This window comes from Pseudomonas sp. HR1 (assembly GCF_030175875.1).
Taxonomy (GTDB): domain Bacteria; phylum Pseudomonadota; class Gammaproteobacteria; order Pseudomonadales; family Pseudomonadaceae; genus Chryseomonas; species Chryseomonas oryzihabitans.
Genome location: NZ_JASNRF010000007.1, coordinates 154,028 through 169,856, shown reverse-complemented (window position 1 = coordinate 169,856; position 15,829 = coordinate 154,028). Strand labels below are relative to the sequence as shown.

Genomic DNA, 15,829 nt, shown 5'->3' with positions numbered 1-15,829 from the left:
AACCGTCGCTGAAATGAAAAAGGGGCCGAAGCCCCTTTTGTCACGCGTCTGGCGCCGCCTTGGCGGGCTCGCTGTTCTCGTAGATGAGCAGCGGCTGGGAACTCCCGTCGATGACGCTCTCGTCGATGACCACCTTGCTGACTTCCTTCTGCGAAGGAATCTCGTACATGGTCTCGAGCAGGATGCCTTCGAGGATGGATCTCAGGCCCCGGGCACCGGTCTTGCGCTCCAGCGCCTTGCGGGCAACCGCCTTGAGCGCGTCGGGACGGAATTCCAGATCCACGTCTTCCATCTCGAACAGCTTGGCGTACTGCTTGGTCAGGGCGTTCTTCGGCTCGGTCAGGATCTGCATGAGTGCAGGTTCATCCAGCTCGTCCAGGGTCGCGATGACCGGCAGACGACCGACGAACTCGGGGATCAGACCGAACTTGACCAGATCCTCGGGCTCGGCGTCACGCAGGGATTCGCCGATCTTCTTGCCCAGTTCCTGGCTGCGCACCTCGGCATTGAAGCCGATGCCGCCGCCCTTGGTGGAACGGTTCTGGATGACCTTTTCCAGGCCGGCGAAGGCGCCGCCACAGATGAACAGGATGTTGCGCGTATCGACCTGCAGGAATTCCTGCTGGGGATGCTTGCGGCCACCCTGGGGCGGAACCGACGCCACGGTACCTTCGATCAGCTTCAGCAGCGCCTGCTGCACGCCCTCGCCCGAGACGTCACGGGTGATGGAGGGGTTGTCGGACTTGCGCGAGATCTTGTCGATCTCGTCGATATAGACGATGCCCATCTGGGCCTTTTCCACATCGTAATCGCACTTCTGCAAGAGCTTCTGAATGATGTTCTCGACGTCTTCACCCACGTAACCGGCTTCGGTCAGAGTGGTGGCATCGGCGATGGTGAAAGGTACGTTGAGCAGGCGCGCCAGCGTTTCCGCCAGCAGGGTCTTGCCCGAACCGGTCGGACCGATGAGCAGGATGTTGCTTTTGCCCAGTTCGACGTCGTCTTTCTTCTCGCGCTGATTCAGACGCTTGTAATGGTTGTAGACGGCAACGGCGAGGACCCGCTTGGCACGCTGCTGACCAATGACATACTGGTCGAGGATGGCGCTGATTTCCTTCGGCGCTGGCAGCTTGTGCGCATTGCTTTCGGCCTGAGCTTCCTGGACTTCCTCGCGGATGATGTCATTGCACAGGTCGACGCATTCGTCGCAGATGAAGACGGAGGGTCCAGCGATCAATTTACGTACTTCGTGCTGACTCTTGCCGCAGAAGGAGCAGTAAAGCAGCTTGCCGTTATCGTCGCTATTGCGCGTATCTGTCATTCGATCGATCCAATGGAATGTGCTTACATCAACAAGATGGAGCCTATTGCACGGTTTTTCAAGCCTACCTGCCCAAACGACCGGCGCCTGGGCAGGTGGTCGAGGCGGGGTCAGGCGGGGATGTTGCGCTTCTCGAGGACCTTGTCGATCAGGCCGTAGGCGACGGCTTCGGGGCCACTCATGAAGTTGTCACGGTCGGTATCGCGGGCGATCACGTCCATCGGCTGACCGGTGTGATGCGCCAGCACCTTATTCAGACGCTCGCGGATGGTCAGAATTTCACGGGCGTGAATTTCGATGTCCGAAGCCTGACCCTGGAAACCGCCCAGGGGCTGGTGAATCATCATCCGCGAGTGCGGCAGGCAGAAACGCTTCTCGGCGGCGCCGCCTGCCAGCAGCAGGGCGCCCATGCTGCAGGCCTGGCCAATGCAGATGGTGGAAACGTCGGGCTTGATGAACTGCATGGTGTCGTAGATCGACATGCCGGCGGTCACCGAACCACCCGGGCTGTTGATATAGAGGTGGATGTCCTTGTCAGGATTCTCCGCTTCCAGGAACAGCAGCTGGGCGACGACCAGGTTGGCCATGTAGTCCTCGACCTGGCCGACCAGGAAGATGACCCGCTCCTTGAGCAGCCGGGAGTAGATGTCGTAAGCGCGCTCGCCCCGGGCGGATTGCTCCACCACCATGGGTACCAGACCGCCAGCGGCTTGAATATCGGGCATGGATTGCATGTATGAATTGCGGGACATGTCCTGCACTAGCTCCCTATCTGGATGACCTGTCAAAAACACATAAGCCAGCACGAGGCTGGCTTAGGTGAACTAGCAACTGGAGGCAGATCAGGCTGCTTGCGGAGCCTCGGCCGGTTTGACCGCGTCCTCGTAGGAGACCTGCTTGTCGGTGACTTTTGCCTGCTTGAGGACAGTATCCACGACTTGTTCTTCCAGTACAACCGAACGCACTTCGTTCAGCTGCTGCTCGTTCTGGTAGTACCACTTCACTACCTGCTCGGGCTCCTGGTAGGCCGCCGCCATCTCTTCGATCAGCTCGCGAACGCGGGCGTCATCGGGCTTGAGCTCGAACTGCTTGACCATCTCGGCGATGATCAGACCCAGCAGCACGCGGCGCTTGGCCTGCTCGCTGAACAGCTCGGCCGGCAGCTGCTCGGGCTGGATGTTGCCGCCGAACTGCTGGACGGCCTGCACGCGCAGACGATCCACTTCGTTGCTGATCAGGGCAGCCGGGACATCGATCTGGTTGGCAGCCAGCAGACCGTCCATGACCTGGTTCTTGACCTTGGTCTTGAGGGCCTGGCGCAGCTCGCGCTCCATGTTCTTGCGCACTTCGGCGCGGAAACCTTCGACGGTGGTCTCTTCCACACCGAACTGCTTGAAGAAGGCTTCGTTCAGCTCGGGCAGCTCGGGCGCGGCCACCTCCTTGACGGTGACCTTGAACTGGGCGGCCTTGCCGGCCAGATCCAGGTTCTGGTAGTCCTCGGGGAAGGTCAGGTCGAGCACGCGCTCGTCACCGGCCTTGGCGCCGACCAGACCGTCTTCGAAACCGGGGATCATGCGGCCCGAACCCAGCACCAGCTTGGTGCCTTCGGCGGAACCGCCAGCGAAGGCTTCGCCGTCCTGGGTGCCGACGAAGTCGATGGTGACCTGGTCGTCGTTGGCGGCAGCGCGGTCAACGGCTTCGTAGCGGGTGCCCTGCTTGCGCAGCACGTCGAGCATCTTGTCGATGTCGGCGTCTTCGACGCTTGCGTCCTGACGCTCGATCTCGATGCCGTCCAGGCCCTTCACTTCGAACTCGGGGAAGACTTCGAAGGTGGCGACGTATTCCAGGTCCTTGCCCTTTTCGAACACCTTGGGTTCGACGGCGGGTGCGCCGGCCGGGTTGAGCTTCTGCTCGACAACGGCTTCGTAGAAGGTTTCCTGAATGAGATCACCCAAGGCTTCCTGACGAGCCGAGGCTTCGTAGCGCTGGCGGATGACGCTCATGGGTACCTTGCCCGGGCGGAAACCGGGAACCTTGGCACGCCGTGCAGTCTGCTGCAGACGCTTGTTCACTTCGGTTTCAATACGCTCGGCCGGCACGCCAATGGTCATGCGACGCTCGAGAGCAGAGGTGTTTTCAACGGAAACTTGCATGGATATTCCTCGTGGCACAAGAACAGGCCGGCACTCCGACCCCCCAGAATCAAGGGCGACCATTCTAGAGACAGTCTCAGGCGAAGTCACCTGGCTTGATCCAGCGGTGCGTACGGGTGCCACCGAAGCGAGCCCGGCCGAGCCCGAGGAAGGCAACATTTTGTCGTCCGTCTAAAGTTGTACGACGTCGTATGTAGTGCTAAACCCTAGAGGGCAAGCTAACGAAAAGGCCGCCTGCGGCCCATTCACAACAACAACAATCGTTAGGAGAGCCGCCCCCATGGAGCGATCCGGTTCCGTCGAAAAATCCGTAACCCTGAACAAGGCGCAAGACTCCGGCCTGCGCCGCCTGGCGAAGCTGCTGGGCCCCGGCATCATCGCGGTGCTGTCCTGGCTGGGCGCCGGGGACCTCATCACCTCCTCGGTGGCAGGCGCCAACTACGGCTACGCCATGATGTGGGTGCTGGCGGTGTCCCTGCTGCTGCGCTTTCTCATCGTCAACATCATCGCCCGTTTCCAGCTGTGCAATAACCGCGGCATGTCGATCCTGGAAGGCTATGCCCAGCTGCACCCGGTGTTCGCCTGGTTCATGCTCGGCTATGCGCTGATCATGGGGCACCTGACCAATGCCTATATGCTCAAGGGCGCGGGCGAAGCCCTGGCCACCCTGCTCCACCTCGACCAGCCGCTGCTCTGCTCGGCGGCGGTGGTGATCGCGGTCTGGCTGCTGGTGGGCCGCAATTTCTATGCGCTGATCGAGGGCGTGATGAAACTGCTGCTGGCGGTCATGACGCTGGCGTTCATCACCCTGGCGGTGATGTCGGGTCCGGATCTGGGCGGCATCCTGCGCGGCACCATCGGCTTCAGCATTCCGCCGGACGAAGGCGTGCACGGCGCCCTGCTGGTCGCCGTATCGGTGATCGGCGCCGTGGCCGGCTCCATCGCCAACTTCGTGCATCCCTATGTGATGAAGGAAAAGGGCTGGACCGGCCCGGAACACAAGCGCATCCAGCGCAACGACCTGCTCTTCGCGGTGGTGGTCGGCATCGTCATCAACCTGGCGATCTGGGTGGTCGGGGTGGAGATCCTCAGACCCAATGGGTTGCAGGTGAACACCCTGAGTGACCTGGGCGCGGCCCTGGAGCTGTTCTTTGGCGCCGGCGGCTGGCTGATCTTCTTCACAGGGGTCTTCGCCACCCTGTTCGCCAGCGTGGTGGGCAAGACCACCGCCTTTCCCATGCTGATCACCGATGCCCTGCAGCACATCCGTCCGGAACGCCGCGAACGCTATGGCAAGGCCTTTCACAAGGACCCGGCGCACAAGTGGTTCCTGCTCTTCATCCTGGTGACACCGCTGGTGTGGTCGCTGCCGGGCATGCCCGACTTCGTGACCCTGACCATCGGCGTGAATGCCCTCAACATCGTCGGTCTGCCGGTGATCTCCCTGGGGCTGCTGATCATGTCCAACCAGAAGTCGCTGCTGGGCGACAGGTATCGCAACAACTGGTTCGAGAACCTGGCGCTGGGCTTCGCCACCCTGCTGGCGATCTGGGTCGCGATCCAGCTCGGCCTGCAGCTGCTGGGCTAGGCCCTCCCCCTTCAGGGGCGGATTCGCCGCCCCTGCCTCTTCAAGGAGTCTAGAGATGCCTGAACAGAACGAACGTCCGCTGCTGCTGCAGGTAGGTCCGCTGTTGCCTGCCCTGCAGGACGCCCTAAATTCACGCCATGAGGTGCTGCGGCTCTGGGAAGCACCCGATCAGGCCGCCCTGCTCGCCGCGCGTGGCCGGGACGTAGTGGCCCTGGTCACCTCCGGCGTGCACGGTGCGACACGCGAGTTGATGAGCACCCTGCCCGGCCTGCAGGCGGTGTTCAGCTTCGGGGTGGGCTACGACAGCATCGACATCGCAGCGGCACGGGATCTGGGCGTGGTGGTGAGCAACACGCCTGGCGTGCTGGACGACTGCGTCGCCGATACCGCCTTCGCGCTGCTGATCGACGTGGCACGGGGCATCAGCGCCGCGGATCGTTTCGTGCGCCGCGGCGATTGGCGGCAGGGCAAATTTCCGTTGACCTCGCGCCTGGCCGGCAAGACCTGCGGCATCGTCGGCCTGGGCAACATCGGCAAGAGCATCGCCCGGCGGGCAGAAGCTTTCGGCATGGAGGTGGCCTATCACGGACGCCAACCGCAGCCGGACGTCCCCTATCGTTATCACGCCGAGCTGGAAGACTTGGCGAAGGCGGCGGATTTCCTCGTCCTGTCGCTGCCCGGCGGACCGGCCACCGACAAGCTGGTCGACGCCCGGATCCTCGCCGCCCTGGGACCGCACGGCTATCTCATCAATATCGCCCGCGGCAGCGTGGTCGACGAGCCCGCCCTGGTGGCCGCCTTGCAAGCGGGCAGCCTGGGTGGCGCCGGCCTGGATGTCTTCGCCGAGGAGCCCGAGGTGCCCGCGGCCCTGCTGGCGCTGGACAACGTGGTGCTCACCCCGCACCTCGGCAGCGGCACCCACGAGACCCGCCAGGCCATGGCCGACCTGGTGCTGGCCAACGTGGAGCGCTATTTCGCCGAGGGGCGCCTGGTCACGCCGGTCTGACGGATGCGAACCGCGGGTTACTCGATGGCCGGCAGGGTCTTGCCGCGGATGCGGCGCGCCAGGGAGTCGTAGATCTCGCGGCAGCCTTCGGCCCAGAAGCGGTCGGGATCGTCCTGGGGTTCGAGGGCGACGGAGAATTCGCCCTCGCGCTCCTTCAGCACGAAGTGGTCATTGGTATAGAAGAAGGACAGGCCGATGGCGAAGGTCTGGGGCGTGCCAGCGAGGTCATCGACGATCACCGTGAGGTCATAGCGGGCATAGACCTCCAGTTCGCGCACGATATTGCCATCCACGCGCTTTTCCAGGCCCAGCCCGGCATCCACCTGATCGGCCGGGGTGAGGCCCAGGTAGCGGGTGAAGCAATCCGGCAGTTCATGCAGGCGGCGCTCCAGTCCCTGCCAATAGGCTTCTTCCCGCTCGGCCGCCTTGCTCAGCGCCTGACTCAATGCCTGATATCGTTCCATTGCCGTTCCCATCTGTTCACTGGAGGCCGTCGACGGACGACCGACAGCTCTGAGACCCCAGCCGGGTCCCGGGGTGCCGCACCGATCGGCAACGGGCTTCAGGGCGTCGGCCAGCCCAGCACTGGCGTGCGGGTTTCACCCAGCAGGAAGTCGCGATTGGCGTCGGTGCAGGCGCGCAGGTAGTCGGTCACCAGGGTGATGCGCCGCAGGCGGCGCAGGTCTTCGCGGTAATAGAGCCAAAATTGCCGGGTGATCTGGATCTGCTCCGGCAGCAGCGCCACCAGCCGCGGATCGGGCTCGGCGACAAAGCACGGCAGGATCGCCAGGGCGTGCCCGCACAGGGCCGCCTGGTACTGGGCGATCACGCTGGTGCTGCGCAGGCCGCTGCTAGCCTCGGGCAGGATCCGCTCCAGATAGAGCAGCTCGGGGCTGAAGGCGAGATCGTCGACGTAGGTGATGAATCGGTGGTGCTGCAGATCGGCCAGTTGCGCGATGGGCGGATGGCTGGCCAGGTAGTCGGCGGTGGCATAGAGCCGCAGGCGGTAGTCGCAGAGCTTGCGGCAGACATAGGGCCCCCGCTCGGGCCGCTCCAGGGTGATGGCGATGTCGGCTTCGCGGCGCGACAGGTTGACGAAGTGCGGCACCGGCAGCACCTCCAGGGTGATGCCCGGATAGCGATCCTGGAAGAAGCTCAGCTGGGGCGCGACGAAGTAGCTGCCGAAGCCTTCGGTGGCGCCGATGCGCACCTGGCCGGAAGGCGCCAGCCGGGTATCGGAGATCTGCTCGCAGGCGGTCTGCAGGGTGCTCTCCAGGGTTTCCGCGTGCACCAGCAGACGCTGCCCTTCCATGGTGAGGCTGAAGCCGGTGCTGCGCGACTTCTCGAACAGCAGCGCGCCCAGCGCTTTTTCCAGGGCGGCGATCCGCCGCGACACGGTGGTGTAGTCGACCCCCAGCCGCCGGGCGGCCGCGCTGGCCTTCTGGGTGCGCGCCACTTCGAGGAAGAATCTGAGGTCGTCCCAGTCGAGACGCGCAGCCGGGTTATTGGATTTTTGCATATCGGTCGGGCGTTTTTGTCGGAAGCCAGGAGACTTTTGCCGGAACTATACTGCTTACCAGGTCGCGTCACGAGCGGTGATGGCGCGAACCTCTGCTAGCCAACAACAATAACGAGCAGGCCACCATGACCCACCCTCACGCCCCATCCCGGCGCCAGGCCGGACGCTGCCCTTCCCTCCCGCCCCTGCAGGCCGCGGGGTATCACCCATGACGGCCGGCGACGCCTTCCGCGAAGCGCGGGACTTCCTGCTGCGCCATCGCACCGACTACGCCACCGCCGTCCGCGATTTCCGCTGGCCGCAACTGGAACAGTTCAACTGGGCGCTGGACCATTTCGATCGCCTGGCGGAGGAGCATGCCGGTCCGGCGCTGTGGCGCCTCGACGCCGAAGGCCGGGAAGAGCGCTACAGCTTCGCCGAGTTGCGCCAGGCGTCGAATCGCACCGCCAATTTCCTGCGCGCCCAGGGTGTGCGCCGCGGCGAACGCATCCTGGTGATGCTGGGCAACGAGGTGGCGCTGTGGGAGACGCTGCTTGGCGCCTTCAAGCTGGGCGCCGTGGTGGTGCCCGCCACCACTCTGCTCAGCGATGCCGATCTGCAGGATCGGGTGCAGCGCGGGCGGATCGCCCACCTGGTGGTGGGCAGCGCCCACACGGAGCGTTGCGCCAGTCTGGATGCCGGCCTCACCCGCATCTGCGTTGGGGCGCCGGTGGCCGGCTGGCAACCCTATGCGCCGGCCGCCTGTGCCAGCGACTTCCTGCCGGATGGCCCGACCCTCGCCACGGATCCGCTGCTGCTCTACTTCACCTCGGGGACCACCTCGCGGCCCAAGCTGGTGCTGCACAGTCACAGCAGCTATCCGGTCGGGCACCTGTCCACCCTGTATTGGATCGGTCTGCAACCGGGCGATGTGCACCTCAACATCTCGTCCCCCGGCTGGGCCAAGCATGCCTGGAGTTGCGTCTTCGCGCCCTGGAACGCCGGCGCCTGCGTGTTCATCCATGACGTGCCGCGCTTCAAGCCCCAGGCGCTGCTGGAGGTGCTGGCGCGCTATCCGGTCACCAGCCTCTGCGCGCCGCCCACGGTGTGGCGGATGCTGATCCAGGAGGATCTCGCCGCCTATCGCGAGCGCCTGCAACTCCGCGAGCTGGTCGGCGCGGGCGAACCGCTCAATCCCGAGATCATCGACAGCCTGCAGGCGGCCTGGGGGCTGACCCTGAGAGATGGGTTCGGCCAGTCGGAAACCACCGCCCTGGTGGGCAACACCCCCGGACAGCCGCTCAAGCCGGGCTCCATGGGGCGCCCGCTGCCCGGGTGTCACATCGCGCTACTAGATGCCGATGGCCGGCCGGGCGACGACGGCGAGGTGGCCCTGGCCCTGCAGCCACGGCCGGCCGGGCTGATGCTGGGCTACGAAGATAGCCCGGAAAAGACCGCCGAGGTGATGCGCGACGGCCATTACCGCACCGGCGATACCGCGGTGCGTGACGTCGAGGGCTACATCACCTTCGTCGGCCGCGCCGATGACGTCTTCAAGTCGGCGGACTACCGCATCAGCCCCTTCGAACTGGAGAGCGCCCTGATCGAGCACCCGGCGGTGATGGAGGTGGCGGTGGTGCCCAGCCCCGACCCCCTGCGCCTCAATGTGCCCAAGGCCTTCGTCATCCTGGCCGCCGGCCATTCGCCTTCGCCTGAACTCGCGCAGGAGCTGCTCGGCTTCGCCCGCGGCTGCCTGTCGCCCTACAAGCGGGTACGCCGCCTGCAATTCGTCAGCGAATTGCCCAAGACGCTGTCCGGCAAGATCCGCCGCATCGAATTGCGCCTCGGCGAGGCCCAGCGCCGCGCCGGCGGCAGCGCCGACCTCCACGACTACGCCGAAGAAGACTTCGCCGCCCACCCTGCCCCGGCCACCCCGGCCACCGCTCAGGAATCCCTGTCATGACCCAGACCGCCATCAAAGACGTGCCGCTGCTGATCGACGGCCAGTTCGTCTCCTCCACCAGCCGCGAAAGCCGCGAGGTGATCAATCCGGCGACCCAGGAGGTGCTGGCGCGGGTGCCCTTCGCCACCGCCGAGGAGGTGCAGCGCGCCGTCGCCAGTGCCAAGGCGGCCTTCGCCACCTGGCGCAAGACGCCCATCGGCGCCCGGGCGCGCATCTTCCTGCGCTATCAGCAGCTGATCCGCGAGCACATGAGCGAACTGGCCGCGCTGCTCACCGCCGAACAGGGCAAGACCCTGGCCGACGCCGAGGGCGATGTCTTCCGCGGCCTGGAGGTGGTGGAGCACGCCGCGGCCATCGGCAACTTGCAGCTGGGCGAACTGGCCAACAACGTCGCCAGCGGGGTGGACACCTATACCCTGCTGCAACCCCTGGGCGTGTGCGCCGGCATCACCCCCTTCAACTTCCCGGCGATGATTCCGCTGTGGATGTTCCCCATGGCCATCGCCTGCGGCAACACCTTTGTCCTCAAGCCGTCGGAGCAGGATCCGCTGGTGACCATGCGCCTGGCCGAATTGGCGCTGGAAGCCGGGGTGCCGCCCGGGGTGCTCAACGTGGTCCATGGCGGACCGGCGGTGGTGGACGCCCTCTGCGATCATCCGGACATCAAGGCGCTATCCTTTGTCGGCTCCACCCGCGTGGGCACCCACGTCTATCGCCGCGCCAGCGAAGCCGGCAAGCGCGTCCAGTGCATGATGGGCGCCAAGAACCACGCGGTGGTGATGCCCGACGCGCCCCGCGAGCAGACGCTGGCCAACCTGGTGGGCGCCGCCTTCGGCGCGGCCGGTCAGCGCTGCATGGCGGTCTCGGTGGTGGTGCTGGTGGGCGAAGCCAACAGCTGGGTGCCGGACCTGGTGGCCAAGGCGCGCAGCCTCAAGGTGGGGGCAGGTCACGAGCACGGCACCGATGTCGGCCCGCTGATCTCCTGCCAGGCGCTGGACCGGGTCAGCGGCCTGATCGAGCGCGGCGTGAGCGAAGGCGCGACCCTGGAGCTGGACGGTCGCAACATCCAGGTCGAGCGCTACGAGAAGGGCAACTTCGTTGGCCCGACGCTGTTCTCCGGGGTGACCACCGACATGACCCTATATCGCGAAGAGCTGTTCGGACCGGTGCTCTGCGTGATGCACGCGGCCACCCTCGACGAGGCCATCGCCCTGATCAACGCCAACCCCAATGGCAACGGCGTCGCCCTTTTCACCCGCTCCGGCGCCGCGGCGCGACGCTTCCAGGAAGACATCGACGTCGGCCAGGTCGGCATCAACGTGCCCATCCCGGTGCCGGTGCCGCTGTTCTCCTTCAGCGGTTCGCGCGCCTCCAAGCTGGGCGACCTGGGGCCCTATGGCAAGCAGGCGGTGCTCTTCTATACCCAGACCAAGACCATCACCACGCGCTGGCCCGACGAGCAGGACGTCGGCAGCGCCGGGGTCGTCAACACCACCATCACCCTCAAGTAAGGGAGACGCCAGCATGCATCTGGGATTTCTGGGACTGGGCAACATGGGCGCGCCCATGGCCCGCAACCTGCTCAAGGCCGGCCATCAGCTGACCGTCTATGACCTTTCCACCGCCGCCCTGGACGCGTTGCGCGCCGAAGGCGCCGAGGTCGCCGCCTCGCCCACCGCCGTCGCCGAGAGCGGCGCGGAAGTGATCATCACCATGCTGCCCGCGGCTGCCCATGTGAAGACGGTCTACCTGGGCGACGACGGGCTGATCGCCCGGGCCCGGCCGGGCACCCTGCTGATCGATTCCTCCACCATCGATCCGCTCAGCGCCCGGGCGGTGGCCAGTGCCGCCGCCGAACGCGGCCTGGAACTGCTGGACGCACCGGTCTCCGGCGGCACCGGCGGCGCCGCGGCGGGCACCCTCACCTTCATGGTCGGCGGCAACGAAGCCGGCTTCCAGCGCGCCCAGCCACTATTGGCCGCCATGGGCCGCAACCTGGTGCACTGCGGCGCCAGCGGCAACGGCCAGGTGGCCAAGGTGGCCAACAACCTGCTGCTGGGCATCTCCATGATCGGGGTGGCCGAGGCCATGGCCCTGGGCACCCGCCTGGGCATGGACGCCAAGACCCTGGCCGGAGTGATCAATACCAGCAGCGGGCGCTGCTGGAGTTCGGAGGTCAACAACCCCTATCCGGACGTACTGCCCCAGGCGCCGGCCTCGCGCGGCTACCAGGGCGGCTTCGCCGCCGACCTCATGCTCAAGGACCTGGGCCTGGCCACCGAGGCAGCGCGCGCCGTGCAGCAGCCGGTGATCCTCGGCGCAGTGGCGCAACAGCTCTACCAGAGATTCAGCCGCGCGGGTGGCGGCGGGCTGGATTTCTCGGCCATCATCCAGGACTACCTGGACGAGGACGGTGCATGAGCGACGCCAAGGTACTGCTGGAAAGACGCGGCGGGGTCGGCTACCTGACCCTCGATCGCCCGGCCGGGCTCAATGCCCTGGATCTGGACATGGTGCGCGCCCTGCACGGGGCGCTGCGCGACTGGGAGCAGGACCCGGGCGTGCGGGTGATCGTGCTCCGCGGCAACGGGCCCAAGGCCTTCTGCGCCGGCGGCGATGTCCGGGCGCTGTACGACAGCTACCAGCGCGGCGATGACCTGCACCTGACCTTCTTCACCGAGGAATACGCCCTCGACCTGGCGCTGCACCGCTATCCCAAGCCGGTGCTGGCCCTGGCCCAGGGGCTGGTGCTGGGCGGCGGCATGGGCCTGGTCCAGGCGGCGCGGCTGCGGATCGTCAGCGAGCGCACCCGCATGGCCATGCCGGAAACCGCCATCGGCTATTTCCCCGACGTCGGCGCCAGCCATTTCCTGCCGCGCCTGCCCGACCACCTGGGTCTCTATCTGGGCCTGACCGGCGTGCAGATCGGTCCGGCCGATGCCCTGGCCGCCGGCCTGGCCGATGTCTTCATTCCCGAAGCGGCCAACGCCGACCTGCTGCAGCGCCTGGAGGCAGCCACTGCCCAGGGCCCCACCGACCTGGCCGCCCTGCTGCAGGAATTCGCCGCGGCGCCGGCCGAAGCCGCGCGCCTGACCGATCTGCGCCCGGCCATCGCCGAGCACTTTGCGGCGGCCACCGTCGAGGAGCTGCGCGCCAGCCTGGAGGCGGAGCAGCGCCCCGCCTATCGCGACTGGGCGCAGGAGACCCTCGCCACCCTGGACGCCCGTTCGCCGCTGGCGGTCGCCACTGCCCTGGAGTTGCTGCGCCAGGGCGGCGGGCTGTCGCTGGAACAGTGCTTCGCCCTGGAGCTGCACCTGGATCGCCGCTGGTTCGAAAAGGGCGAGATCGTCGAGGGGGTGCGCGCCATGCTGGTGGACAAGGACCGCACGCCGCACTGGAATCCGGCCCGCTGGCAGGACCTGGATCCACGCCGCGTCGCTGCCTTTTTCGCCGATTTTCGCCATTCCTGAGGGAGGCTCCCATGCACGACATCGAACTCACCGAAGAACAACGCATGATCCGCGACCTGGCGCGTGACTTCGCCCGCCGCGAGGTCGCGCCCCACGCCCGCGCCTGGGAAAAGGCCGAGTGGATCGACGACGCCGTGGTCGCCCAGCTGGGTGAGCTGGGCCTGCTGGGCATGGTGGTGCCCGAGCAATGGGGCGGCACCTACCTGGATTACGTCGCCTATGCCCTGGCGGTGGAAGAGATCTCCGCCGGCGACGGCAGCCTCGGCGCCCTGATGAGCATCCACAGCTCGGTGGGTTGCGGCCCGCTGCTGCGCTACGGCAGTGCCGCACAGCAGGACCGCTGGCTGCCTGACCTGGCCGCCGGCAAGGTCATCGGTTGCTTCTGCCTGACCGAACCCCAGGCCGGCTCCGAGGCGCACAACCTGCGCACCCGGGCGGTACTCGACGGTGACAGCTGGGTGCTCAATGGCAGCAAGCAATTCGTCAGCAACGGTCGCCGCGCGGGCCTGGCCATCGTCTTCGCGGTGACCGATCCGGAGCTGGGCAAGAAGGGCCTGTCGGCCTTTCTGGTGCCTACCGACACCCCCGGCTTTCGCGTCGAGCGCACCGAGCACAAGATGGGCCTGCGCGCCTCCGACACCTGCGCGGTCACCCTGGACAACTGCTGCATCCCGGCGGCCAACCTGCTGGGCGAGCGCGGCAAGGGGCTGGCCATCGCCCTGTCCAACCTGGAAGGCGGCCGCATCGGCATCGCCGCCCAGGCGCTGGGGATCGCCCGCGCGGCCTTCGAAGCGGCGCTCGGCTATGCCCGCGAGCGCATCCAGTTCGACAAGGCGATCATCCAGCACCAGAGCATCGCCAACATGCTGGCGGACATGCATACGCGCCTCAATGCCGCGCGGCTGCTGATCCTGCATGCGGCGCGACTGCGCACGGCGGGCCAGCCCTGTCTGAGCGAAGCCTCCCAGGCCAAGCTGTTCGCCACCGAGACGGGCGAATGGGTGTGCTCCAAGGCCATCCAGATTCATGGCGGCTACGGCTACCTGGAGGACTACCCGGTGGAGCAGTACTACCGCGACATCCGCATCACCCAGATCTACGAAGGCTCCAGTGAAATCCAGCGCCTGCTGATCACCCGGGAACTCGATCGCTACGAAATGTGAGGGCGTCCGGGATGACGGCCGTGACCTGCCCAGCAAAAGCCGAAGATGACACCCAGGCGTCATCTGGACAGCACTGGGCGGGTGCTACGCTCCTGACAGGGATCGTGTCTGGTCCCGGTCTTGCCAAGGAATACCGTTATGGCCTCCCTGCTCGCCTGCATCGATGGATCTCCCCACGCCGAAAGCGTCTGCGACCACACCGCCTGGTTGTCGCGACGACTGGACGCGCCCGTCACCCTGCTGCACGTGCAGGAGTCGGCCAGCAGCGGCAAGAAGGTCGCCAACGGCGCCCCGGTCTATCTGGACGATGACGTCGGCGCCGGCATGGCCAAGGCGCTGCTGCTCAATGCCCGCCAACGCCTGCTGCAGCAGGGCCTGACCTCGGCGCCGCAGATCCTGCGCCGCCCCGAGGGGCTGGTGGATACCCTCAAGACCCTGGAAGCCGACACCCGCCTGCTGGTGATCGGCAAGCGCGGCGAGCGCTCCGGGGACAGCGGCATCGGCAGCCAGCTGGAGGCCGTGGTCCGCGCCGTGCACCGGCCGATCCTGATCTGTTCGGGGCCGTTCAAGCCGCCGCGGCAATTCACCATCGCCTATGACGGCCGGGAAGCCACCCACCAGGGCATCCTGGCGCTGGCGCGCAGTCCGCTGCTGGCCGGCATGAGCGGCACCCTGCTGCGCGTCGGCGAAGACGATCCGATCCTGCGCAAGCGCCTGGATGACCTGGCCCTGCTGCTGCGCAGCGCCGGTTGCCGGGTCGACACCACCGTCGCCCATGGCGACGTGGAGCGCATCGTCCCCCGCCACCTCGACGAACGCCGGGCCGACCTGCTGATCATGGGCGCCTACAGTCACTCCTCGGTCTGGCGCTTCCTGCGCGGCAGTCGCACCACCCAGCTGCTGCACAAGACCGAAGTACCGATGCTGCTGCTGCGCTGAGACCGCGCCTCTACCCGGGCACAGCCCATCCGCTCGGGACGCGTTTCGTCGGCCAGCCGACGCCAGCGCTCAAGCCCACCCGAAAATCGCCGAAGCAGAAGACATAGAGCCCTGCCCTCTGTCGGGCTCCCCGGCGCGTCGGTAGGCCCCATGAGCACCCATGTCATCCATTTCACCGGTCCCATCAATTCCACCAGCTGCGGCCAGCTGATCGCCCAGTGCTCCCAGGCCGTGCAGCAGGACGCCTCGCGCATCCTGCTCAAGATCGCCACCATGGGCGGCGATTGCAGCTACGGCTTCACGATGTACAACTTCCTGCTGTCCCTGCCGCTGCCGGTGCATACCCACAACCTGGGCACCGTCGAGTCCATGGGCAACATCCTCTTCCTGGCCGGCGAACACCGCACCGCCAGTCGTCACAGCAAATTCCTCTACCACTCCTTCTACTGGAATCTGAACAACTCGGTGGACCATGCGCGCATGGCCGAATACGCCATGTGCCTGGACTACGACCTGGATCTCTATGCCCGCATCGTCGCCGAGCGCACCGCCGGTGCCGCCGAGGCCCTGGACATCCACAGCTGCCTCAAGGCCAACGCCCGGCTGCTGAGTCCGGAAGCGGCCCTGACCACCGGGGTGATCCATGCCGTCGACGAATGCCGCGTGCAGCCGGGTGAGGTCACCACCTTCATCCATCTCTGAGCAGGCAATAAAAAACCCGGTGACCT

Annotated in this window: 14 protein-coding genes; 9 read left to right on the top strand and 5 right to left on the bottom strand. The window is 66.2% G+C overall.

Annotation, left to right across the window (positions count from 1 at the left end):
* Nucleotides 1-40: 40 nt before the first annotated feature.
* The 3 genes from clpX to tig form a co-directional block, all read right to left on the bottom strand.
* The gene (gene clpX / locus QKY98_RS21510) at nt 41-1,321 is read right to left on the bottom strand and encodes an ATP-dependent Clp protease ATP-binding subunit ClpX (protein WP_007162223.1); all 1,281 of its coding nucleotides are present in this window, start codon (nt 1,319-1,321) and stop codon (nt 41-43) included.
* A gap of 110 nt (nt 1,322-1,431) precedes the next feature.
* The gene (clpP, locus tag QKY98_RS21505; RefSeq protein ID WP_007162222.1) at nt 1,432-2,073 is read right to left on the bottom strand and encodes an ATP-dependent Clp endopeptidase proteolytic subunit ClpP; all 642 of its coding nucleotides are present in this window, start codon (nt 2,071-2,073) and stop codon (nt 1,432-1,434) included.
* Between the two features lie 90 nt (nt 2,074-2,163).
* Complete coding sequence (gene tig, locus QKY98_RS21500) at nt 2,164-3,474, bottom strand: trigger factor (RefSeq protein WP_007162221.1); 1,311 nt, start codon at nt 3,472-3,474, stop codon at nt 2,164-2,166.
* Between the two features lie 280 nt (nt 3,475-3,754).
* Here tig and QKY98_RS21495 point away from each other — a divergent pair, with 280 nt between their 5' ends.
* Nucleotides 3,755-5,062, top strand: a complete 1,308-nt coding sequence (locus QKY98_RS21495) for an Nramp family divalent metal transporter (RefSeq protein ID WP_284671558.1) — start codon at nt 3,755-3,757, stop codon at nt 5,060-5,062.
* A gap of 55 nt (nt 5,063-5,117) precedes the next feature.
* Nucleotides 5,118-6,068, top strand: a complete 951-nt coding sequence (locus tag QKY98_RS21490) for a 2-hydroxyacid dehydrogenase (RefSeq protein ID WP_077173087.1) — start codon at nt 5,118-5,120, stop codon at nt 6,066-6,068.
* 17 nt (nt 6,069-6,085) lie between these two features.
* On the opposite strand, the gene QKY98_RS21485 is transcribed toward QKY98_RS21490, so the two are convergent.
* Both QKY98_RS21485 and QKY98_RS21480 read right to left on the bottom strand, forming a co-directional pair.
* Complete coding sequence (locus QKY98_RS21485; protein ID WP_169742432.1) at nt 6,086-6,532, bottom strand: hypothetical protein; 447 nt, start codon at nt 6,530-6,532, stop codon at nt 6,086-6,088.
* Between the two features lie 98 nt (nt 6,533-6,630).
* On the bottom strand, nt 6,631-7,587 hold the full coding sequence (locus QKY98_RS21480) for a LysR family transcriptional regulator (RefSeq protein ID WP_077173088.1): 957 nt from the start codon (nt 7,585-7,587) through the stop codon (nt 6,631-6,633).
* 208 nt (nt 7,588-7,795) lie between these two features.
* On the opposite strand from QKY98_RS21480, the gene QKY98_RS21475 reads away from it, so the two are divergent.
* The 7 genes from QKY98_RS21475 (at nt 7,796) to QKY98_RS21445 (ending at nt 15,803) form a co-directional block, all read left to right on the top strand.
* Nucleotides 7,796-9,529 (top strand): AMP-binding protein, encoded by a 1,734-nt coding sequence (locus tag QKY98_RS21475; RefSeq protein ID WP_284671557.1) that lies wholly within the window; start codon nt 7,796-7,798, stop codon nt 9,527-9,529.
* Nucleotides 9,526-11,040: a CoA-acylating methylmalonate-semialdehyde dehydrogenase gene (locus QKY98_RS21470; RefSeq protein ID WP_027597701.1), complete on the top strand. Its 1,515-nt coding sequence runs from the start codon at nt 9,526-9,528 to the stop codon at nt 11,038-11,040. The genes QKY98_RS21475 and QKY98_RS21470 overlap by 4 nt, the downstream gene beginning before the upstream one ends.
* 13 nt (nt 11,041-11,053) lie before the next feature.
* Complete coding sequence (gene mmsB / locus QKY98_RS21465; RefSeq protein WP_027601235.1) at nt 11,054-11,950, top strand: 3-hydroxyisobutyrate dehydrogenase; 897 nt, start codon at nt 11,054-11,056, stop codon at nt 11,948-11,950.
* Nucleotides 11,947-12,999, top strand: a complete 1,053-nt coding sequence (locus QKY98_RS21460) for an enoyl-CoA hydratase/isomerase family protein (RefSeq protein ID WP_027597699.1) — start codon at nt 11,947-11,949, stop codon at nt 12,997-12,999. The genes mmsB and QKY98_RS21460 overlap by 4 nt, the downstream gene beginning before the upstream one ends.
* A gap of 11 nt (nt 13,000-13,010) precedes the next feature.
* Nucleotides 13,011-14,162, top strand: a complete 1,152-nt coding sequence (locus QKY98_RS21455; RefSeq protein ID WP_284671556.1) for an acyl-CoA dehydrogenase family protein — start codon at nt 13,011-13,013, stop codon at nt 14,160-14,162.
* A 138-nt stretch (nt 14,163-14,300) separates the two neighbouring features.
* Nucleotides 14,301-15,101, top strand: a complete 801-nt coding sequence (locus QKY98_RS21450; RefSeq protein WP_007162211.1) for a universal stress protein — start codon at nt 14,301-14,303, stop codon at nt 15,099-15,101.
* A gap of 150 nt (nt 15,102-15,251) precedes the next feature.
* Entirely contained in the window at nt 15,252-15,803 is a 552-nt protein-coding gene (locus tag QKY98_RS21445; RefSeq protein WP_007162210.1) for an ATP-dependent Clp protease proteolytic subunit, read from the top strand.
* Nucleotides 15,804-15,829 lie beyond the last annotated feature (26 nt).